This is a genomic window from Stenotrophomonas sp. ZAC14A_NAIMI4_1, assembly GCF_003086915.1.
Classification (GTDB): Bacteria; Pseudomonadota; Gammaproteobacteria; order Xanthomonadales; family Xanthomonadaceae; genus Stenotrophomonas.
Genome location: NZ_CP026002.1, coordinates 3,758,781 through 3,779,293 on the forward strand (window position 1 = coordinate 3,758,781; position 20,513 = coordinate 3,779,293).

Below are 20,513 nucleotides of genomic sequence, written 5' to 3' on the forward strand. Positions count from 1 at the left end.
GCGCCAGTCAGCCCGGGGCGTGGGCCAGCCTCAGTTGGCCCACGGCGGGCTGTAGCGCACTTTCAGCGTGCGCACGGCCGGGTCGGCGCGCAGCGCCTCCATCAGCTTGGAATCGATGCGCACCGCGCTCTGCCCGGAGACATCGAGCATGCCGGCCACGCCGCCCTGCGGGCCCTTCAGCAGCAGGTCCAGGCGCAGCGGCGTGCGCCCGGGGCGGTGGCGGTCGAGCACGGCATTGACGCGTTCCCAGACCGGCCGCTGCTGGCGCAGGTCCAGGCGCAGCGACAGGCGCGTGGCGTAGTTGGCGCAGACCTCGTCGAAATCCCAGCACTGGCGGATGCGCAGCGCATAGCCGCCGTTGAACTCGTCCTCGCGCAGGCCGCCCTTGACCACCAGGATGCGGTCCTTGGTCATCAGGTGGCCGAACTCGGCCATGGCATCGGAGAACGCGCTGCACTCGACGCGGCCGCGCCCGTCCTCGAGCTGGATGAAGATCTGGCTTTCGCCCTTGCGGCGCACGCCGACCACCTGGCCGGCCAGCACGGTCGGCACTTCCGGGCGCCAGCGCTTTTCACCGCCGTTGCCACCACCGCCGCCGCTGTTGCTGGAACTCCAGATCTTCTCGACCGAACCCAGGTCGTTGCCGACCAGGTCGCGCACATCGTCGCGCCACGGATCGAACGGGTGCCCGCTGAGGTAGAAGCCGAGCGTGTCGCGCTCGCCGTTCAGGCGCTGCAGCAGCGGCCATTCCTCGGCTTCGACCAGGTCCAGCTGGATGGTCACCGTGCTCGGGTCGGGGCCGCCGAACAGCGAGTTCTGGCCCGAGGCACGCTCGCGCGCCATCTGCTCGGTGGCCTTGATCACTTCCGGCAACTGCAGCATCAATGAGGCGCGGTTGTGGCCCAGGTCGTCCAGCGCGCCGCAGTTGATCATCGCTTCCAGCGTGCGCCGGTTGAGCTTGGCCGAACCGATGCGGGTGCAGAAGTCGAGCAGGTCCTTGTACTGGCCGCCCTTCAGGCGTTCGTCCACGACCGCTTCGCAGGCACCCTGGCCGACGCCCTTGATCGCGCCCAGGCCGTACTGGATGGTGTCCGGCGTGGCCGCTTCGAACATGAAGGCGGACTGGTTCACCTTCGGCGGCAGCACGGTCAGGCCGAGGTTGCGCACCTCGTCCAGGAAGCCGACCACCTTGTCGGTGTTGTCCATGTCCGAGGACAGCGTGGCCGCCATGAATTCGGCCGGGTAATGGCGCTTGAGCCAGGCGGTCTGGTAGCTGACCAGCGCGTAGGCGGCAGCGTGCGACTTGTTGAAGCCGTAGCCGGCGAACTTCTCCATCAGGTCGAAGATCGCGTCGGCCTTGGCCTCGTCGACGCCGTCCTTGGCCGCACCTTCGCGGAAGATTTCGCGGTGCTTGGCCATTTCGGCCGGCACCTTCTTGCCCATCGCACGGCGCAGCAGGTCGGCGCCGCCCAGCGAGTAGCCGCCGACGATCTGCGCCATCTGCATCACCTGCTCCTGGTACACCATGATGCCGTAGGTGTCCTTCAGGATCGCTTCGGTGCGCGGATCGGGATAGATGATTTCTTCCTGGCCGTGCTTACGCGCGTTGAAGGAGGGAATCAGGTCCATCGGGCCGGGTCGGTACAGCGACACCAGCGCGATGAGGTCTTCGAAGCGGTCGGGCCGCGCGTCCTTCAGCAGGCGGCGCATGCCCGAGGATTCGAACTGGAACACCGCACCGGTGTTGCCGTTGGCGAAGATGTCCTTGTAGGTGGGCGCATCGTCCAGCGGGATCGCGGCGATATCCACCGGCGGGATGCCGGCGCGCTCGTGGCGCTTGTTGATCGCCTTCACCGCCCAGTCGATGATCGTGAGCGTGCGCAGTCCGAGGAAGTCGAACTTCACCAGGCCGACTTCTTCCACGTCGTTCTTGTCGAACTGGGTGACCGGGTTCTTGCCCAGGCCGTTCTCGTCGTGTTCGGCGTACAGCGGGCAGAACTCGCTCAGCGGCTCGGGCCCGATCACCACGCCACCGGCGTGCTTGCCGGCGTTGCGGGTCAGGTCTTCCAGCTGCAGCGCCAGGTCGATCAGGTCGCGGACATCGTCCTCGGTCTCGTAGCGCTGGATCAGTTCGGCCGAGGCCATTTCCGAGCTCGGGCCTTCCTTGCCCTTGCCCAGCGCATCCTTCAGGTGGATGCCGAGGATGTTCGGGATCAGCTTGGAGACGCCGTCCACCAGGCCGTACGGGAAGCCCAGCACGCGGCCGGAATCGCGCACCACGGCCTTGGCCGCCATGGTGCCGTAGGTGATGATCTGGCTGACGCGCTCGCGCCCGTACTTGCGCGCGACGTAGTCGATCACTTCATCGCGGCGGTCCATGCAGAAGTCGATGTCGAAGTCGGGCATCGACACGCGTTCCGGGTTCAGGAACCGCTCGAACAGCAGGTTGTACGGCAGCGGGTCCAGGTCGGTGATCTTCAGCGCCCACGCCACCAGCGAACCGGCACCCGAACCACGGCCGGGGCCGATCGGGATGCCCTGGTTCTTGCCCCACTGGATGAAGTCGGCAACGATCAGGAAGTAGCCCGGGAAGCCCATCTTGATGATGGTGTTGAGTTCGAACTCCAGGCGTTCGAAGTACTCCTCGCGGGTCTTGCCCGGCGCCAGCGGATTCTTCTCCAGGCGCTCTTCCAGGCCGTCGCGCGACATCTTCTGGATCCAGGTGTCCAGGGTCTCGTCGTCGGGCACCGGGTAGTTGGGCAGGAAGTAGGTGCCCAGCCGCATCTCGATGTTGCAGCGCTCGGCCAGCGCCAGCGTGTTGTCGATGGCATCGGGGATGTCGGCGAACAGCGCGCACATCTCCTCGGCCGACTTCAGGTACTGCTGGTCGCTGTACTCGCGCGGGCGCTTGGGGTCGTCCAGCACGCGGCCGGTGGAAATGCACACGCGCGCTTCGTGCGCGCTGAAATCGGTCGGCGCCAGGAAGCGCACGTCGTTGCTGGCCACCACCGGCAGGCCGCGCTGGCCGGCGGCCATCAGCGCGAAGCGGTTGAAGGTTTCCTCGCCTTCGCGTCCGGTGCGGGTCAGTTCCAGGTGCAGGCCGTCGCCGAACGCGCGCTGCCAGTCGGCCAGCTGCTGCTCGGCAAGGTCGTGCTTGCCGTCCAGCGCCAGGCGGCCGGCCAGGCTGTCACGGCCGGCCAGCGCGAACAGGTTGGCATTGCCGGCCTTCAGCCAGTCCGGGTGGATCGCCACGCCGCCTTCGGGCCGGTGGCCTTCCATCCAGGCGCGGGTCAGCAGCCGCGACAGGCTCAGGTAGCCCTCGCGGTCGCGGCACAGCAGGGTCATCCGCCACGGGTCCTGGCCTTCCTCGGCGATCATCACGTCGGCGCCGGCGATGGGCTTGATGCCCACGCCTTCGGCGGCCTTGTAGAACTTCACCAGGGCGAACAGGTTGTTGAGGTCGGTCACCGCCAGCGCGGGCAGGCCGAGTTCGACCGAGCGCGACAGCAGATTGGCCTGCTTGGCCTTCTTCGGGTCGGCCTGGTCCGGCTTGGCCGGCACGCGGATGGTCGAGTCCGCCAGCGAGAACTCGGTGTGGACGTGGAGATGTACGAAGCGGGAGTTGGACATGCCGGACCAGGTTGGAGCGCGCGGGCCCCGGGTGCTGACGGGGAAATCGTCACCGGGGTCGGGAAGCGCTGGAGTGCCCGGTCAGGGTAACGAGGGCAGGGGGTGGCGACAAGGACTTGACGGTGCGGCGATTGCGCGGATCCGCCGGGCGCGGTCACGCGTTCAGGGTAGCGCCGGGCCATGCCCGGCGGCCGTTGTTCAGGCAATCGCGATCTCGGCCGCCACAACCTGCGGCGCTTCCAGGCATTCACGCACCGGCGCGAAGCTGCGGCGGTGCTCGTCGCAGGGGCCGTGGCTGCGCAGCGCGGCCAGGTGGGCGGGGGTGCCATAGCCCTTGTGCTGGTCGAAGCCGTACTGCGGGTGCCGCACGTGCAGTTCCTGCATGTAGCGGTCGCGCGAGACCTTGGCCAGGATCGAGGCCGCCATGATCGCGCGGTCGATGCCATCACCGCCCACCAGCGCCTGCGCCGGCAGCACCAGGCCCTTGGGCACGACGTTGCCATCGATGCGGGCGAAGCCGGCCACGTGGGCCACGGCGGCCACCACGTCGCGCATGCCCTGCAGGGTGGCCTGGTAGATGTTCAGGCGGTCGATGGCGTTCACGTCCACCAGCACCACCTTCCAGGCCAGGGCCCGTTCGATGATGCGGTCGTGCAGCTGCTCACGGCGCGCGGCGGTCAGCTGCTTGGAATCGTCCAGGCCGTTGATGCGCGGCCGCGACGGGTCAAAGACCACCGCGGCCACGGCCACCGGGCCGGCCAGCGGGCCACGGCCGGCTTCGTCCACGCCGGCCACCAGGCGTTCGGGCTCGACCACCGCCGCGCCATCGAACAGGGCCAGGCTGGCCGCCGCGGCCGCGCGACGGCTCATGCGGTTTCCTGCTTGCTGACCAGCAGCTCGCCCACCGCGTCGGCGGCGCGCGCCGAGGCATTGCGGCGCAGGCGCTCGTGCAGGCGCTCGTAGGTGCCCTGCAGGTCGGCGCTGCGCTGCGGGTGGTCGAACCACTGCTGGATGGCCGCGGCCAGCTTGTCCGGCGTGCAGTCGTGCTGCATCAGTTCCGGGGCAAGATCCTGCGCAGCGAGGATGTTGGGCAGGGCGAAGCGGTCGACCTTGATCAGCCCCAGCGCCTTCACCAGGCGGTAGGTCAGTTCGTTGACCCGGTAGCCCACCACCATCGGCCGCTTCACCAGCATGGCCTCCAGCGTGGCCGTGCCGGAGGCCAGCACCACCACGTCGGCGGCGATCATCGCCGTGCGGGCCTGGCCATCGAGAACATGCGAGTACGCCACCGGCAGCGCCGAGCGTGACAGCTGTTCCTCGATCAGGCGGCGGCAGGCGGCGTTGGCCGCCGGCACCACCACGTGCAGGCCGGGGATGCGTTCGGAGACCTGCCAGGCCGCCTCGAAGAACGGTTCGCCCAGGCGTGAGATCTCGCCCAGGCGGCTGCCCGGCAGCACCGCCAGCACCTTGGCTGAGGCGGGCAGGCCGAGCGCGGCACGGGCCGCATCGCGGTCACCGTGCAGCGGAATGTCATCGGCCATCGGGTGGCCGACAAACCGCGCGTCGATGCCGTGTTTGGCATAGATGGGCGGTTCCATCGGGAACAGGCACAGCACCAGGTCGGCACTGCTGCCGATCTTCTCCGCGCGCTTCTCGCGCCAGGCCCAGACCGAGGGGCTGACGTAGTGCACGGTGGGGATGCCGCGCTGCTTCAGCCAGCGCTCGATGCCCAGGTTGAAATCCGGCGCATCGATGCCGATGAAGACATCCGGCCGCCACGCCAGTGCCCGCTCGCGGAACGCCGAGCGCAGCTTGAGCAGGCGCGGCAGGTGGCGCAGGACTTCGGTCAGGCCCATTACCGCCAGCTCGCTGGCATCGTGCCAGGTCTGGCAGCCCGCATTGCGCATCGCGTCGCCGCCGATGCCGGCGAACTCGGCATGCGGGAAGCGCGCTTTCAGCTCACGCACCAGGCCCGCGCCGAGCAGGTCGCCGGAGGCTTCGCCCGCCACCAGCGCGATCCGCAACGGGCGCTCGCTGAGCACCCGCTGCGCAGGCACGCTGCCGGCCATCGAGGCCAGCGGGATGACGGCGGCGCCGGCCGGCGCCTGGCCGGTCGTGGCACTCATCGCAGCAGGTGCCTCTCGGTGTGCTCGATGAAGTCCAGCATGGAGCGGACGTCATCGCTGGCCTGTGCCTGCTCGGCCAGCTGCTGCTTGGCTTCGGCCAGCGGCAGGCCTGCCACGTACAGGGTGCGGTAGGCACGCTTGATGGCGGTGATGCGTTCGGCATCGAAGCCACGGCGCTTGAGGCCTTCGCTGTTGATGCCGCGCGGGCGGCCCAGCGAATCGGTGCCGACCATGGTGAATGGCGGCACATCGCCGTTGGTCAGCGCGCCCATGCCCAGGAAGGCGTGGGCACCGATGCGGCAGAACTGGTGGGCACCGGCGAAGCCGCTGATGATCACGTAGTCGCCGACGGTGACATGCCCGGCCAGGGTGGTGTTGTTGGAGAACACGCAGAAATCGCCGACGTGGCAGTCATGCGCCACGTGCGTGTAGGCCAGCATCCAGTTGTCGTTGCCGATGGTGGTGATGCCACCGCCGCCGCCGGTACCGCGGTTGAGGGTGACGAATTCGCGGAACACGTTGCGGTCGCCGATCACCAGTTCGGTGCGTTCACCGGCAAACTTCTTGTCCTGCGGCTCGCCACCGACCGCGACGTGGCCGATGAAACGGTTGTCGCGGCCGATCCGGGTCGGGCCATGGATGCTGCAATGCGGACCGACCTCGGTGCCGGCGCCGATCTCGACGTCGGGCCCGATGATCGTGAACGCGCCCACGCGGATGTCGTCGGCCAGTCGTGCCGACGGATCGATCACGGCGGTGGGATGGATCAGGGGAGCGCTATCGGTCATCTCGGTCCTCCGTACAGGGTCAGTCGCGGGTGCCGGCGCACAGCACCTCGGCGCAGGCGACGACTTCGCCGTCGACCTTGGCCACGCAGTCATACACGGCCATGTTGCGGATCACGCGCTTGATCTCCACGTGCATTTCCAGCACGTCGCCCGGCACCACCTGCTTGGTGAAGCGGGCCTTGTCGACCTTGACCATGTAGAACAGCTTGGACTGCGAATCGCGGCCCAGGGTGAGCTGGGTCAGCACGCCGCCGGCCTGGGCCATGGCTTCGATGATCAGCACGCCCGGCATGATCGGCTGGTTGGGGAAGTGGCCCTGGAAGAACGGCTCGTTGATGCTGACGTTCTTGGTGGCGACGATCTTGCGGGCGTCGTAGTCGATCGACAGAACCTTGTCGACCAGCAGGAACGGGTAGCGGTGCGGCAGCAGCGTCTGGATCTGCGCCATGTCCGGCAGGGTCTGGGGCTGGCTCATTCTTTCTCCTTGCTCACAGACAGGATGCGACGGGCCAGTGCATCGAGCTGCTTGAAGCGCGCGGCGTTCTTGCGCCACGTGCGGTTGTCGGTCAGGGGCGTCCCGGACGAGTATTCGCCCGGTTCGGTGATGGAGTTGCGGACCACCGATTTACCGGTGATCACGACCTTGTCGCAGATTTCCAGATGGCCGACGACGCCGACGGCGCCGCCGAGCAGGCAGTAACGGCCGATCTTGGCGCTGCCGGCGATGCCGGTGCAGCCGGCGATGGCCGAATGGGCGCCGATCTGCACGTTGTGCGCGATCTGCACCAGGTTGTCGAGGCGGACGTCTTCGGCCAGCACGGTGTCTTCCAGCGCCCCGCGGTCGACGCAGGTATTGGCGCCGATCTCGCAGTCATCGCCGATGCGGACGCCGCCCAGCTGCGGCACCTTGATCCACTTGCCGGCGTCCATCGCCAGGCCGAAGCCATCGGCGCCGAGCACGGCACCGGGATGGATGCGCACGCGCTTGCCGAGCTTCACGCGGGTGACCAGGGTAACGCGGGCAATCAGCTCGCAGCCGGTGTCCAGGGTGCAGTCTTCGCCGATGATGCTGCCGGCGCCGATGATGCAGTTCTCGCCGACCACGCTGCGCGCACCGATGGTGACGAACGGGCCGATGTGGGCGCTGGCGGCCACCTGGGCCTGCGGGTCGATGACCGCGCTGGGGTGGATGCCCGGCTCACGCACGGGTGCGACGTCGAACAGCGCGGCGATCTTTGCGAAGGTGGTGTAGGGATCCTTGGCGACGAGGGCGGCGCCGGGGGCGGCTTCGGCGTCTTCGGCACGCAGGACCACCAGCGAGGCCTGGCTGTCGGCCAGCTGGGCGCGGTAGCGCGGGTTGGCGAGGAAGGTCAGCTGGCCGGCACCGGCATGGGCGAGGGTAGCCACGCCACGGATGGCGGTGGCGGGGTCGCCATGGACCTGCAGGCCGAACTGATCGGCGAGTTGCTGGGCGGTGTAGGTAGGAGTATTCACGGCGGGAGTTTAACGTGTGACGCCAGTCCGGTCATGCGGGGCGGTTCCACGGCCACCGGCAGGGCCCCTCGTGGCTTGCAGGATAAGGCCCGTGGCAGGGTCGGACGGGTAGGGCCAGCGGGGGACGGCGCAAGTACATCCATGTAGCCTTGGTCGCCGCATCCATGCGGCTCACACCCCCGCCGGCCCCACCCGTCCGACCCCCGACAGTCTGGCGCGAGTGCCAGCCACGGAAAAACAGAAAAAATCAAAAGCAGTTCGCCCGCCGCGCTCGCGCGGGCTCCACAAACAAAAACGCCGGGCAGAGCCCGGCGCTTCGTAACCCGTCTGGTGGAGAGCCCCCCTTCTGTTAAGGGGGGCGCGCCAACGGCGCGGGGGATAGGTGGAATGCGTGTGCAGTTCTGGCGAACCGCGACGCGGTCCGTCAGAACTGCCCGCCGAAGGTGAACTGCAGGCGCTCGATTTCGTCGCCGTCCTTCTTCTTCAGCGGGAACGCGTAGCTGATCGAGATCGGGCCGACCGGGGCGCGCCACAGCAGGGCCACACCGGTGGACACGCGCAGTTCGTTGGCCTTGAAGTTGTCCACGCCGTTGTAGACGTTGCCGAAGTCCACGAAGGCCGAGACGCGCGCCGACGGGCTGTCGAACAGGCGCGGGAAATAGGCTTCCACCGACCCGACGGTCTTCAGCGAACCACCCAGCGGCTGGCCGTTCGAGTAACCATTGATCGCTTCCGAACGCGGGCCAAGGGTGTTGTCCTCGAAGCCGCGCACCGAGTTGGTGCCGCCAGCGTAGAAATTCTCGTAGAAGGGCAGGCCGGAGGCCTTGACCGTCTTCACGTAGTCCGAGGAGCTCGGGTTGCAGTCGACGGTCTGCGTCGGGTTCTTGTTGGCTTCGCTCGGCGCGGTCCAGCACAGGTCGCGGATCTGGTCCTTGCCGTAGCTGTCGCCGTAGCCGATTTCAGCACGCGTGTTGATCACCAGCGAGGGCATGATCGGCCAATACTTGCTGATCTGGTAGTTCAGCTTGAAGTACTCGACGGTCGAGCCCGGCAGGGTGGTTTCCAGGCCGATGCGCTGGTACGTACCACGGGTCGGCATGAAGTAGTCGTTACGCGAATCGCGCGCCCAGCCCAGCTCGCTGCGCCACGCATGGAACGTCTTCGTGCCCAGAGCATTGATGTAGTCGATGATCGACTGCGGCGTCGCGTTCTGGTAGGTCGTGATCTGGTTGCTGTCGATGCCGAACATCAGCGAGACGCTGTCGGTCTCGGTCAGCGGCACGCCGAACACCACCTGCGCAGAACCATTGGTGCTGTTGTACTGCGCGGTGTTGAAGTCGGAGTAATCCAGTTCGCGCCAGGACAGGTTGTAGCCCAGCGACACGCCGTCATCGGTGAAGTACGGGTTGGTGTAGCTGAAGCCGTAACGCTGCAGGTAGCTGCTGCGCGAGGCTTCGACCGACACGCGGTTGCCGCCGCCGAGGAAGTTGTTCTGCGACAGCTGCACCGAGGTGGTCATGCCGTAGGACTGCGAGTAGCCCAGGCCGAACACGAAGCTGCCCGACGTGGTTTCCTTGACGTTGTACACCACGTCGACCTGGTCGTTGCTGCCACTGACCGGCGGGGTTTCAACGTCCACCGACTCGAAGTAGCCCAGGCGCTGCAGGCGGATCTTGGAACGATCGATCGCCGCCTGCGAGTACCAGGTGTTCTCGAACTGGCGCATTTCGCGACGCAGCACTTCGTCGGAGGTGCGGGTGTTGCCCTTGAAGATGATGCGGCGCACCGACACGCGCGGGCCGGGGACGACCTGCATGTTCACCGCGACCGTCTGCTCGGCACGGTTGGTGGTCGGGATCGGGTTCACCTTGGCGAACGCGTAGCCGATGTTGGACAGCGAATTGGTGATCGCGTCGGAGCTGAACTCCAGCAGCGCACGCGAGAACGTGTCGCCGGCGCGCTGCACGACCATGCGCTCGACATCTTCCTGCGGGAGGATGGTGTCGCCGCTGACCTTGATGTCGGAGATCTTGTACTGGTTGCCTTCGGTCACGCCGGCCGTCACGAACATGTCGCGCTTGTCCGGGCTGATCGAGACCTGGGTCGAGTCGATGCTGAAATCGACGTAGCCGCGGTCCAGGTACCAGGAGTTGAGCTTTTCCAGGTCGCCGGACAGCTTTTCCTTGGAGTACTGGTCATCGCGGCGGTACCACGACGCCCAGTTGTGCTCCTTGGATTCCCAGATTTCCAGGATGTCCTTGCTGTCGTACTTTTCGGTACCGACCAGGTTGACGTGCTGGATCTTGGCGGCCTTGCCTTCCTTGATCGCGATGGCGATGTCCACGCGGTTGCGGTCCAGCGGGCTCACCGTCGGGGTGATCTCGACGTTGTACTTGCCACGATCGTTGTACTGGCGGCGCAGTTCCTGGGTCACGCGGTCCAGGCTCAGGCGGTCGAAGGTGCCGCCTTCGGTCAGGCCGATGTCGGACAAGCCCTTCAGCAGCTGGTCGGACTTGATGTCCTTGTTGCCGGTGACGGTCAGCTTGTTGATCGCCGGCCGTTCCTTGACGGTCACGACCAGGATGTTGCCCTGGCGGTCCAGCTGCACGTCTTCGAAGAAGCCGGTCTTGTAGAGGGCGCGGATGGTCTCGCCGACCTTGCTGTCGGTGACCGTCTCGCCACGTTCCACCGGCAGGTAGGTGAACACCGTACCCGAGCTGATGCGCTGCAGGCCGTCGACGCGGATGTCGCTGACAGTGAAGGGCTCGGCTGCCTGGGCCAGGGCGGGAGCGCCGGTGACGGCGGCGAGGGCGAGGGCCAGCAGGCGGCGATTGGGGAGTCGCGTCATGTCACGTCCGGTAGGAAGGTCGATTTCATTGGTACGGGGTGCCGGCGCTGTAGACGCCAAAAACGTGGAAAAGTTCATCGCGTGGCCAGGCCGAGGATGTCGTTGTAGAACGCCAGCCCCATCAACCCGGCCAGCAACGCCAGGCCGATGTACTGACCCGCGGCGATGGCACGCTCGCTCAGCGGGCTGCCCTTGACCAACTCGATAAGGTAATACAGCAGGTGCCCGCCGTCCAAGATGGGAATGGGCAGCAGGTTGATGATGCACAGGCTCAGCGACAGCAGCGCGAGGAACTGCAGGAACCAGTCGAGGCCACGCTTGGCCGAAACATTGGCCACGCGGGCGATGGTGACCGGGCCGGAAACGTTCTGCAGCGAGGCCTTGCCGGTGACGATGCGGGCCATCATGCCCAGCGAATCGGAGGCCAGGCGGCCGGTTTCGCGCACGGCCACGGTCACCGCATCGAGCGGGCCGTAGCGCATCAGGGTGTCATAGGCGGGGCTGAAGGCGCCCGAGAAGGCCACGCCGATCTGCCAGACCGGCTTGCCCTGGCCGTCCTTGCCCTGGCGCGGGGTCACTTCCAGCGCCAGGCGCTCGCCCCCGCGCAGCACTTCGATCATGCCGGGCCCGCCACGACGGCCCAGTTCCTGGATCTGCGGGCTGACCTGGTCGGCCCCGTCGATGCGCTGGCCGTCGATGGCCACGATCACGTCGCCCGCCTGCAGCAGGCCGGCCACAGCTGAATCGGCCGTCAGGCTGTCCACCTGCGCCGGCTGCAGCGCGGCCTGCCACTGCAGGCCCGCCAGGCTGGGCACGCGGCGTTCATCGAAGCCGGCCGGCAGTTGCGACAGCGGCAGGGTGCGGTTGCGCACCTGGTCACTGCTGTCCAGCACTTCGAGGGTGACGTCGCGCCGGTCCATCGCCGCGGCGGTCAGGGCCATGCTGGCATCGCCCAGGGTGACCACGTCGCGGTCGTCCACGCGCAGCACACGGTCGCCGCTGGACAGGCCGGCGCTGGCGGCAATGCCCGTGGTGCGGCCGATGGTGGCCGAATAGTCCTGCTTGCCGATCACGAACATCGCCCACAGCAGCAGGATGCACAGCAGCAGGTTGGCGATCGGCCCGGCAGCGACGATGGCGATGCGCTGCCAGACCGTCTTGTGGTTGAAGGCCTGCCCCCGCTCGTGCGGGTGTACCTCCACCTCGCGCTCGTCGAGGAATTTCACATAACCGCCCAGCGGCAGGGCGGCGATGGCGAACTCGGTGCCGTGCCTGTCGCGGCGCGACCACAGCGGGCGGCCGAAGCCGACCGAGAAGCGCAGCACCTTGACCCCGCAGAGGCGGCCCACGGCGTAGTGCCCGAACTCGTGGAAGGTGACCAGCAGCCCGAGGCTGACGATCATCCACCAGACCGATCCGATGAAGTCAGTCATGCAGGCTCACGGTGGCGGGCAATGGCAGCGGCGTCATGCGGTATGGGCGTGGCGTTCAGGCGGCGTCGATGGCGTTCAGGGTCAACTGGCGGGCCCGCTGGTCGGCGGACAACAGGCCGTCCAGTGTATCGGCTGCTTCGGTCGGCAGTGTTGAAAGAGCGTTAGCAACCAGCGCGGGAATGCTCAGGAAACCGATCCTGCCCTGAAGAAACGCTGAAACCGCCTCTTCATTGGCGGCATTCAGCACCGCCGGAGCAGTGCCGCCGGCCTGCATCGCCTGCCAGGCCAGGGCCAGGCAGGGGAAGGCCTCGGTATCGGGCGCTTCGAAATCGAGCCGGCCCTGGGCCAGCAGGTCCAGCCCGGATACGCCCGATTCGATGCGCTGCGGCCAGCCCAGGCCGACGGCCAGGGTGGTGCGCATGTCCGGCAGGCCCAGCTGGGCCAGGGTCGAGCCGTCGACGAACTCGACCAGCGAATGGACCAGGCTCTGCGGATGGACCAGTACCTCGATGCGCTCGCCGGGCACCTTGAACAGGTGGTGCGCCTCGATCACTTCCAGGCCCTTGTTCATCAACGTCGCCGAATCGACCGAGATCTTCGGGCCCATCGACCACTTCGGGTGGGCAACGGCCTGGGCCGGGGTCACCTGCTCCAGTTCGGCGCGGCTGCGACCACGGAACGGGCCACCGGAGGCGGTCAGCAGGATCCGGCGCACGCCGGCCCCGTCCAGGCTGGCATCGCGCGAGCGCAGGCACTGGAAGATGGCGCTGTGCTCGCTGTCGATCGGGATGATCTCGGCGCCGCCGCGTTCGGCGGTGCGGGTCAGCAGCTCGCCGGCCAGCACCAGCGATTCCTTGTTGGCCAGCAGGATGCGCTTGCCGGCGGCGGCAGCGGCCAGGGTCGAGGACAGGCCGGCGGCACCGACGATGGCGGCAACCACGGTGTCACAGGCATCGCTGGCGGCGAGCTGGTCCAGCGCGGCAGCGCCGGCGTGGGCTTCGGTGGCCAGACCGGCGTCGCGCAGGCCGTCGCGCAGTTCGGCGTACAGGCTGTCATCGGCGATGACGGCATGGGCGGGGCGATGCTGGCGGCACAGCGCCAGCAGGGCCTGCACCTGGCGGCCGGCGGCCAGCACCGTGGCCTGGTAACGCTGCGGGTGGCGTGCGATCACGTCCAGCGTGGAGGCACCAATCGAGCCGGTGGCGCCGAATACGGCGACCCGGCGCAGGTCTGCAGCAGCATCCATGGTCAGAATCCGAAGATTTCCTTGCCCAGCGCGAACACCGGCAGGGCGGCAAGCACGCCGTCGACGCGGTCCAGCACGCCGCCGTGGCCAGGAATGAGGTGGCCCGAATCCTTGGCGCCGGCGTGGCGCTTGATCAGGCTTTCGTAGAGGTCGCCCAGCACCGACGCGAACACGGCCACCACCGAGGTGACCAGCAGGCCCGGCAGGTGCGCGACATCCACGCCGGCGAGCAGGCCCAGGCCCACGGCCACGGCGACACCGGCCACCAGGCCGCCGAACAGGCCTTCCCAGGTCTTGTTGGGGCTGATGCGCGGGGCCAGCTTGTGCTTGCCGAAGTGGCGGCCGGCGAAATAGGCGCCCGAATCGGCGGCCCAGACCAGCGCCAGCGCGGCCAGCAGCCACAGGTGGCCCTGGTGGCCCGGCGGATCGCCACCGGCATGGATCAGCACCAGCGACGCCCATGCCGGCACGATGGCCAGGGTGCCGGCCAGCAGCTTGAGGATGCGTGCCGGGCTGCCCGGCTGCGCGCCGAAGGTGAAGAAGCGCAGCCACACCAGGGCGGCCAGCCACCAGGCCACGCCGACCAGGGTGGCCAGCTGGAACAGCACCAGCGAGCTGCCATCGGCCCACACCATCAGCACCATCAGCAGCAGGTTCAGCACCAGCAGCACGGTACGGGCGAGGGTGTCTTCGATGCCGGCCAGCTTCAGCCATTCCCACAGGCCGATCAGGAACACGGCGGCGGCGGCCGCAGCCAGCCATTGGGTGGGCAGCAGCAGGATCGCGGCAATGGCCACCGGCGCCATGATCAGCGCGGCGAGGACTCGGGTCTTGGTCATGGGCTGGGCGTCTCGGTGGCCAGGGCGGCGATCTGGGCGCTGGTCAGGCCGAAGCGGCGTTCACGATTGGCGTAGGCGTCCAGCGCCTGCTGCAGCTGCGCGGAATCGAAGTCCGGCCACAGTGCCTCGGTGAACCACAGCTCGGTATACGCCAGCTGCCACAGCAGGAAGTTGCTGATGCGGGTATCGCCACCGGTACGGATGAACAGATCCGGCGGCGGCAGGTCGGCCAGGGCGACCTGGCGGCCCAGCAGAGATTCGTCGATCTGCTCGGGGAGCAGGCGGCCGGCGGCCACTTCCGCCGCCAGCGCACGGGCGGCGCGGGCGATGTCCTGGCGCCCGCCGTAGCTGGCGGCGATCGACAGGGTCAGGGTGGTGTTGTCGGCGGTGCGCTGTTCGGCCAGCTGCATGCGGCTGACCAGCCCTGCACCGAAGCGGTCGCGTTCGCCGATGAAGCGCACGCGCACGCCACGACGGTGCAGCTCGTCCACTTCACGGTCGAGCGCGCCGAGGAACAGCTTCATCAGGGCATCGACTTCTTCCTGCGGGCGGCCCCAGTTCTCGCTGGAGAACGCGAACAGGGTCAACGCCGGAATGCCCAGTTCAAGGCAACGGTCGATGGTACGGTTGACCGCGCGCGCGCCGGCACGGTGGCCGATCACGCGCGGACGGCGGCGCTGCTGTGCCCAGCGCCCGTTGCCATCCATGATGATGGCAAGGTGGCGGGGCAGGGCGGCCGGCAAGGGAGGCGGGACTGAAGGCATCGACTTCAGACCGACAACAGTTCCTTTTCCTTGTCGGCGACGACTTTGTCGACGTCCTTGATGCTGGTGTCAGTCAGCTTCTGGATGTCGTCTTCGCCGCGCTTCTTCTCGTCTTCGCTGATGGCCTTGTCCTTGACCAGCTTGGCGATTTCCTTGTTGGCATCCTGGCGGATGTTGCGCACGGCGATCTTGGCGCCTTCGCCTTCCTTCTGCACCTGCTTGGCCAGCTCCTTGCGGCGCTCTTCGGTCGGCGGCGGCATGTTGATGCGGATGGCGGCGCCCAGCGTGTTCGGGGTGAACTCGTGGTTGTACAGGCCCTTCTCGATTTCCTTGATCATGCTCTTGTCGAAAGGCGTGACCAGCAGCGAGTGGGCATCGGCGTTGGAGATCGACGCGACCTGGTTCAGCGGGGTGCTGGCGTTGCCGTAGGCATTGACCGTAACGCGGTCCAGCAGGGCGGGAGTGGCACGCCCGGTGCGGATCGAGGTGAGGGTGTGCTTCAGAGCGTCGATGCTCTTGGCCATGCGCGTCTGCGCGTTGTTCTTGATGTCGTTGAGCATCGCCCGGGTCCTGGATGTAACTGGAATCGGGCGATTATAGGCGAATACGGGACGCTGCCGGGCCTGAATCGGCCCGGAGCACGCCTGGCGCTCAGGCTCAGGCCGGGTCGCGGCCCTGGACCAGGGTGCCGATGTTGGCGCCGCCGAGGATCTTCAGCAGCTCGCCCGGCTGGCCCATGTCGAACACGCGCATCGGCAGGTCGCTGTCGCGGGCCAGCGCGAAGGCGGCCGTATCCATCACTTCCAGGCCGCGGCGGATCACTTCGTCGTAGCTCAGGCTGTCGAAGCGGACCGCATCGCTGTGCTTGTTCGGGTCCTTGTCGTACACGCCATCGACCTTGGTGGCCTTCAGCAGCAGGTCCGCGCCGATCTCGATCGCACGCAGGGCCGCGCCCGAGTCGGTGGTGAAGAACGGGCTGCCGACGCCGGCGGCGAAGATCACCAGACGGCCCTTTTCCAGGTGGCGGATGGCGCGGCGGCGGATGTAGTCCTCGCACACGTCGTTGATCTTGATGGCGCTCATCACGCGGGCCTTGGCGCCCAGCTTCTCCAGCGCGTCCTGCATGGCCAGGGCGTTGATGACCGTGGCCAGCATGCCCATCTGGTCGCCCGTGACGCGATCCATGCCGCCTGCGGCCAGGCCGGCGCCGCGGAAGATGTTGCCGCCGCCGATCACCAGTGCCACTTCGGCGCCCGCCTGCTGGGCCTCGATCACTTCACGGGCCAGGCGGTTGATGATCTTCGGGTCGATGCCGTAGTCCTCATCTCCCATCAGCGCCTCCCCGGACAGTTTCAGAAGGATGCGGCGATAGGCGAGCTTGGACATATGGACCTCGTGAGCGTGGAAATCGCGGGGGATTCTACGCGCATGCGGCGCGCGGCCAAAGCATTTTGTGCACTGCGGCGCAGAAAGCTGCACCGCCCCGTTCAGCCGGGGCGGCGGGTTCAGCCCAGTTCGGCGCCCGCCGTGGCAGACAGCTCATCATGCCCCAGTTCGCCGGGAGAGCGTGCGATGACACGGTTACGGCCCAGGTTCTTGGAGCGGTACAGCACGTCATCGGCGGCGCGCAGCAGGTCCTGCACGCCGGCAAAGCGCTCGTAACCGCCCTGGGTGGCCACGCCGGCGGAGAAGGTCACAAACAGCGGCCCGCTCTCCAGTTCGACCATCGGGGTGGAGACGATGTTGGCCAGCACCCGGCGGATCACGTCCAGGGCGACCGCTTCGCTGGTGTTGGGCAGCAGCGCCACGAACTCCTCGCCGCCGAAGCGGGCGACGGTGTCGCTGTTGCGCAGCTGGCCCTGCAGCTTGTTGGCGAACACGCGCAGCACTTCGTCACCGGTCAGGTGGCCGTGGGCGTCGTTGATCTTCTTGAAATCGTCCAGGTCGATGAAGGCCACCGACAGCGGCCAGCCATGCCGGCCGGCGCGCTGGAACTCCTGGTCGAGCACGGTTTCCAGCTGGCGGCGGTTGAGCACGCCGGTCAGGGCGTCGCGGTGGGCCTGGTCGGCCAGGCGCTTGGCCCGCGCCTCGAATTCGTCGGCACGGCGGCGCGCCTGTTCGGCATCCTGCATCTCGCGCAGGTTGCGCAGCGTGGTCAGCTCCTGTGCGTGGTCGATCAGCTCGCGCACGCGCGACGGCGAGCTCAGGCCGGTCTCGAACAGGCTGGCGATGTCCGGCAGCGCGTCGCTGATGCGGGCGAGCACCTGGTCGAAGCGGGCACTGTCCAGCTGCAGGCGCTCGTGGACCTCATGCAGGGCGCGTTCGCGGGCGGCGTCGGCATCCGCGTCCAGCCAGATGTCGGCGACCGCGCCTGACAGCTGCACGCAGGCCTGGAACGCATTGTCGGTGGCAGGCTCGGACTCGCTCAGGCGGATGCTGTCCACCAGGTAGCGCGGCAGGCCCCACTGTTCGGCCACCCAGGCGCCGACGTCGGCGTGGGTGCAGCCCAGTTCCTCGCGCTCGCGGGCGATCAGGTCCAGGTTGTCACCGGCTTCGCGCAGCAGCGGCAGGTAACGCTCCGATTCGGCCTGGGCCAGGCACAGCACGCCCATGTCCTGCAGCAGGCCGGCCAGCATCAGTTCTTCCAGCCGGCGCAGGCCGCGGGCCTGGCCCAGCTGGCTGGCGGCCAGGGCGCTGAGGATGCTGCGCTTCCAGGCGCGCTGGCGCAGGTCGTGGTCGGCGCCGCTGCCACCGGTCAGGCCCTGGGTCACGGTGAAGCCCAGGGCGAGGCTGATCGTGGCGTTGAGCCCGAGCATGGTCAGGGCCTGGCCGAGGTTCTCGATGCGGCGCCGGCTGGCGTACAGCGGCGAATTGGCGATGCGCAGCATGCGAGCGCTCAGCGCCATGTCGATGGCGATGATGTCGGCGGCGGTGGCGATGTCCGCTTCCGGGTCCTGGGCCAGTTCGATGATGCGCAGGGCAATACCGGGGGGCGAGGGCAGGTTGCGGCACAACGCCAGGGCAGCAGTCAGCTCAGGAGGCATGTCGGATCGTTCAATTCCATTAGGACAAGAGTACCTAGGAATGCATCACAGTCTGCGACTTCTGTTCCTGTTATGTGATTGCGTATTCCCCTATGCCGAGTATCGGCTTGAATGGGCGATAACGCAAAGATCCTTGTTTGGGATGTGCGCACCAACGGTGCGCACCCACAGGGGGAGAGGATGTGCGCACCAACGGTGCGCACCCACAGGGGGAAGTGGTGCGCACCCACAGGGGGGGAGAGGGTGGGTGCACCAACGGTGCGCACCTGCAGGCACAAAAAAAGAGCCGCGGTTTCCCGCGGCTCCTTCTGGTCGTTTCGCAGCCGGTGGGCTGGAATCAGACCTGCATCGCCTTGGCAACTTCGGCGGCGTAGTCTTCAACCACCTTCTCGATGCCTTCGCCAACGACCAGCAGCTGGAAGCCAGCCACGTCGGCGCCGGCGGCCTTGACCACCTGCTCGACGGTGGTGTCGCCCAGCACGTAGGTCTGGCCGTACAGGGTCACTTCGCTGACGATCTTGTTGATCTTGCCGCTGATGATCTTTTCCAGGATGTCGGCCGGCTTGGACTTGTCCTTCTCGGACATCTTGGCCAGTTCGATTTCCTTTTCCTTTTCCACGAACTCGGCCGGCACATCGGCAGCCTTGTTGTGCGGCGGCTTCAGCGCAGCCACGTGCATGGCCAGGCCGCGGGCCAGCTCGGCGTCGCCGCCGATCAGGTCAACCAGCACGCCGACCTTGCCGTTGGTGTGGACGTAGGCACCGACGTTGCCGGTGGTGTCGACCTTGACCAGGCGACGGATCTGGATGTTTTCACCCAGCTTCTGGATCGCGGTGGCGCGGGCTTCTTCGACGGTCTCGCCGGAGGCCAGCTTGGCGGTCTTCAGGGCTTCGGCGTCAACGGCGCCCGATGCCAGGGCGGCAGCGGCGACGGAATCGACGAAGTTCTTGAAGTTGACGTCGTTGGCAACGAAGTCGGTTTCCGAGTTGATCTCGACCAGCACGGCCTTGCCGCCGTCCTGGGCCAGGCCCAGGCGGCCTTCGGCGGCCACGCGGTCAGCCTTCTTGTCGGCCTTGGCGGCGCCCGACTTGCGCAGGGCTTCAGCAGCGGCGTTGATGTCGCCGCCGGCTTCGGTCAGCGCCTTCTTGCATTCCATCATGCCGGCGCCAGTGCGCTCGCGCAGTTCCTTGACCAGGGAAGCAGTGATTTCCACGGGATTACCTCACGAAAGAAAGGGGTAGGGCCGGCATGTTGGCCGGCCCGTGTGACAGTGTCCGGTCGCCGCGCCAGTGGCAGCGGTCAGGACAGGTGGGCGCTGGGCGCCCACCGGGGGCCTGGATCAGGCCTGGGCTTCGCCCTTGTCAGCAGCGGCCTTCTTGGCCGGTGCGCGGCGAGCCGGCTTGCCTTCTTCAGCAGCAGCGGCGTCGGCGAAGTCTTCTTCACGCACCGAAGCAGCGTGCGGAGCAGCAGCCTTGCCTTCCAGCACGGCGTCGGCAGCGGCGCGGGCGTACAGCTGCACAGCGCGGATGGCGTCGTCGTTGCCCGGGATCGCGTAGTCGACCAGTTCCGGGTTGTAGTTGGTGTCGACCACGGCGATGACCGGGATGCCCAGCTTCTTGGCTTCCTTGATCGCGATGTCTTCGTGGCCGATGTCGATCACGAAGATGGCGTCCGGCAGGCGGTTCATGTCCTTGATGCCGCCCAGCGAGGCTTCCAGCTTGTCGCGCTCGCGACGCAGGCCCAGCACTTCGTGCTTGACCAGCTTCTCGAAGGTGCCGTCGGTTTCACCGGCTTCCAGTTCCTTCAGGCGGGCAACCGACTGCTTGACGGTACGGAAGTTGGTCAGGGTGCCGCCCAGCCAACGCTGGTTCATGAAGGGCATGCCGCAACGCTCGGCTTCTTCGCGGATGGTTTCGCGGGCGCTGCGCTTGGTGCCCAGGAACAGGACGGTGCCGCGCTTCTGGGCAACCGACGAGATGAAGTTCATCGCGTCGTTGAACAGCGGGACGGTCTTTTCCAGGTTGATGATGTGGATCTTGCCGCGGGCGCCGAAGATGTACGGAGCCATCTTGGGGTTCCAGTAGCGGGTCTGGTGGCCGAAGTGGACGCCGGCTTCCAGCATCTGACGCATGGTGACCTGGGGCATTGCAAAACTCCTGATGGGGAACCGGCGATTCCGCCCGCGGGATAGGTATGCGGGACGCGTGGAAGCGCTGATGGTTCCGGGGTTGGGCTTCCCTGTTGCCTCCGTGGCCGAACTCCTTGCGGAGCACCCCGGCACGGATGGGGGCAGCAGGTGTG

General features: G+C 67.3%; 15 protein-coding genes and 1 pseudogene. All 16 read right to left on the reverse strand.

Annotated features, from left to right (window positions below):
- Window positions 1-30: 30 nt before the first annotated feature.
- A complete protein-coding gene (gene dnaE, locus C1926_RS17200) occupies window positions 31-3,630 on the reverse strand; it encodes a DNA polymerase III subunit alpha (RefSeq protein WP_079221244.1) in 3,600 nt (1,199 codons plus the stop codon).
- A 198-nt stretch (window positions 3,631-3,828) separates the two neighbouring features.
- Window positions 3,829-4,500, reverse strand: coding sequence for a ribonuclease HII (locus C1926_RS17205; RefSeq protein WP_108746291.1), 672 nt, complete (start codon window positions 4,498-4,500; stop codon window positions 3,829-3,831).
- Window positions 4,497-5,660 (reverse strand): annotated as a pseudogene (gene lpxB, locus C1926_RS17210) (lipid-A-disaccharide synthase); the annotation flags it as partial. The gene C1926_RS17205 and the pseudogene lpxB, both read right to left, overlap by 4 nt.
- 92 nt (window positions 5,661-5,752) lie before the next feature.
- Window positions 5,753-6,544 carry an acyl-ACP--UDP-N-acetylglucosamine O-acyltransferase gene (gene lpxA / locus C1926_RS17215; protein WP_108760037.1) on the reverse strand — a complete coding sequence of 264 codons (792 nt, stop codon included), beginning with the start codon at window positions 6,542-6,544 and terminating at the stop codon, window positions 5,753-5,755.
- Window positions 6,545-6,563: 19 nt separating this feature from the next.
- A complete protein-coding gene (fabZ, locus tag C1926_RS17220; RefSeq protein ID WP_108760038.1) occupies window positions 6,564-7,019 on the reverse strand; it encodes a 3-hydroxyacyl-ACP dehydratase FabZ in 456 nt (151 codons plus the stop codon).
- A complete protein-coding gene (lpxD, locus tag C1926_RS17225) occupies window positions 7,016-8,038 on the reverse strand; it encodes a UDP-3-O-(3-hydroxymyristoyl)glucosamine N-acyltransferase (RefSeq protein WP_079221249.1) in 1,023 nt (340 codons plus the stop codon). The genes fabZ and lpxD overlap by 4 nt, the downstream gene beginning before the upstream one ends.
- A gap of 424 nt (window positions 8,039-8,462) precedes the next feature.
- Window positions 8,463-10,886: an outer membrane protein assembly factor BamA gene (gene bamA / locus C1926_RS17230; protein ID WP_108760039.1), complete on the reverse strand. Its 2,424-nt coding sequence runs from the start codon at window positions 10,884-10,886 to the stop codon at window positions 8,463-8,465.
- 74 nt (window positions 10,887-10,960) lie between these two features.
- Window positions 10,961-12,319 carry an RIP metalloprotease RseP gene (gene rseP, locus C1926_RS17235; RefSeq protein WP_108760040.1) on the reverse strand — a complete coding sequence of 453 codons (1,359 nt, stop codon included), beginning with the start codon at window positions 12,317-12,319 and terminating at the stop codon, window positions 10,961-10,963.
- A gap of 55 nt (window positions 12,320-12,374) precedes the next feature.
- Window positions 12,375-13,565: a 1-deoxy-D-xylulose-5-phosphate reductoisomerase gene (locus C1926_RS17240; RefSeq protein ID WP_079221252.1), complete on the reverse strand. Its 1,191-nt coding sequence runs from the start codon at window positions 13,563-13,565 to the stop codon at window positions 12,375-12,377.
- 2 nt (window positions 13,566-13,567) lie between these two features.
- The gene (locus tag C1926_RS17245) at window positions 13,568-14,404 is read right to left on the reverse strand and encodes a phosphatidate cytidylyltransferase (protein WP_108760041.1); all 837 of its coding nucleotides are present in this window, start codon (window positions 14,402-14,404) and stop codon (window positions 13,568-13,570) included.
- Entirely contained in the window at window positions 14,401-15,168 is a 768-nt protein-coding gene (gene uppS / locus C1926_RS17250; protein WP_079221254.1) for a polyprenyl diphosphate synthase, read from the reverse strand. Before uppS ends, C1926_RS17245 begins: the two co-directional genes overlap by 4 nt.
- 5 nt (window positions 15,169-15,173) lie before the next feature.
- On the reverse strand, window positions 15,174-15,728 hold the full coding sequence (frr, locus tag C1926_RS17255) for a ribosome recycling factor (protein WP_079221255.1): 555 nt from the start codon (window positions 15,726-15,728) through the stop codon (window positions 15,174-15,176).
- A gap of 97 nt (window positions 15,729-15,825) precedes the next feature.
- Window positions 15,826-16,554 carry a UMP kinase gene (pyrH, locus tag C1926_RS17260; RefSeq protein ID WP_079221256.1) on the reverse strand — a complete coding sequence of 243 codons (729 nt, stop codon included), beginning with the start codon at window positions 16,552-16,554 and terminating at the stop codon, window positions 15,826-15,828.
- A gap of 119 nt (window positions 16,555-16,673) precedes the next feature.
- Entirely contained in the window at window positions 16,674-18,212 is a 1,539-nt protein-coding gene (locus tag C1926_RS17265) for a GGDEF domain-containing protein (RefSeq protein ID WP_079221257.1), read from the reverse strand.
- A gap of 337 nt (window positions 18,213-18,549) precedes the next feature.
- A complete protein-coding gene (tsf, locus tag C1926_RS17270) occupies window positions 18,550-19,425 on the reverse strand; it encodes a translation elongation factor Ts (protein WP_108760042.1) in 876 nt (291 codons plus the stop codon).
- Between the two features lie 126 nt (window positions 19,426-19,551).
- Window positions 19,552-20,358, reverse strand: a complete 807-nt coding sequence (rpsB, locus tag C1926_RS17275) for a 30S ribosomal protein S2 (protein WP_079221259.1) — start codon at window positions 20,356-20,358, stop codon at window positions 19,552-19,554.
- Window positions 20,359-20,513 lie beyond the last annotated feature (155 nt).

What these genes read in the sequence shown, in the direction of transcription:
- dnaE (WP_079221244.1), bottom strand. Translation starts at nt 3,630, where the DNA reads ATGTCCAACTCCCGCTTCGTACATCTCCACGTCCACACCGAGTTCTCG.
- C1926_RS17205 (WP_108746291.1), bottom strand. Translation starts at nt 4,500, where the DNA reads ATGAGCCGTCGCGCGGCCGCGGCGGCCAGCCTGGCCCTGTTCGATGGC.
- lpxA (WP_108760037.1), bottom strand. Translation starts at nt 6,544, where the DNA reads ATGACCGATAGCGCTCCCCTGATCCATCCCACCGCCGTGATCGATCCG.
- fabZ (WP_108760038.1), bottom strand. Translation starts at nt 7,019, where the DNA reads ATGAGCCAGCCCCAGACCCTGCCGGACATGGCGCAGATCCAGACGCTG.
- bamA (WP_108760039.1), bottom strand. Translation starts at nt 10,886, where the DNA reads ATGACGCGACTCCCCAATCGCCGCCTGCTGGCCCTCGCCCTCGCCGCC.
- rseP (WP_108760040.1), bottom strand. Translation starts at nt 12,319, where the DNA reads ATGACTGACTTCATCGGATCGGTCTGGTGGATGATCGTCAGCCTCGGG.
- C1926_RS17240 (WP_079221252.1), bottom strand. Translation starts at nt 13,565, where the DNA reads ATGGATGCTGCTGCAGACCTGCGCCGGGTCGCCGTATTCGGCGCCACC.
- C1926_RS17245 (WP_108760041.1), bottom strand. Translation starts at nt 14,404, where the DNA reads ATGACCAAGACCCGAGTCCTCGCCGCGCTGATCATGGCGCCGGTGGCC.
- uppS (WP_079221254.1), bottom strand. Translation starts at nt 15,168, where the DNA reads ATGCCTTCAGTCCCGCCTCCCTTGCCGGCCGCCCTGCCCCGCCACCTT.
- frr (WP_079221255.1), bottom strand. Translation starts at nt 15,728, where the DNA reads ATGCTCAACGACATCAAGAACAACGCGCAGACGCGCATGGCCAAGAGC.
- pyrH (WP_079221256.1), bottom strand. Translation starts at nt 16,554, where the DNA reads ATGTCCAAGCTCGCCTATCGCCGCATCCTTCTGAAACTGTCCGGGGAG.
- C1926_RS17265 (WP_079221257.1), bottom strand. Translation starts at nt 18,212, where the DNA reads ATGCCTCCTGAGCTGACTGCTGCCCTGGCGTTGTGCCGCAACCTGCCC.
- rpsB (WP_079221259.1), bottom strand. Translation starts at nt 20,358, where the DNA reads ATGCCCCAGGTCACCATGCGTCAGATGCTGGAAGCCGGCGTCCACTTC.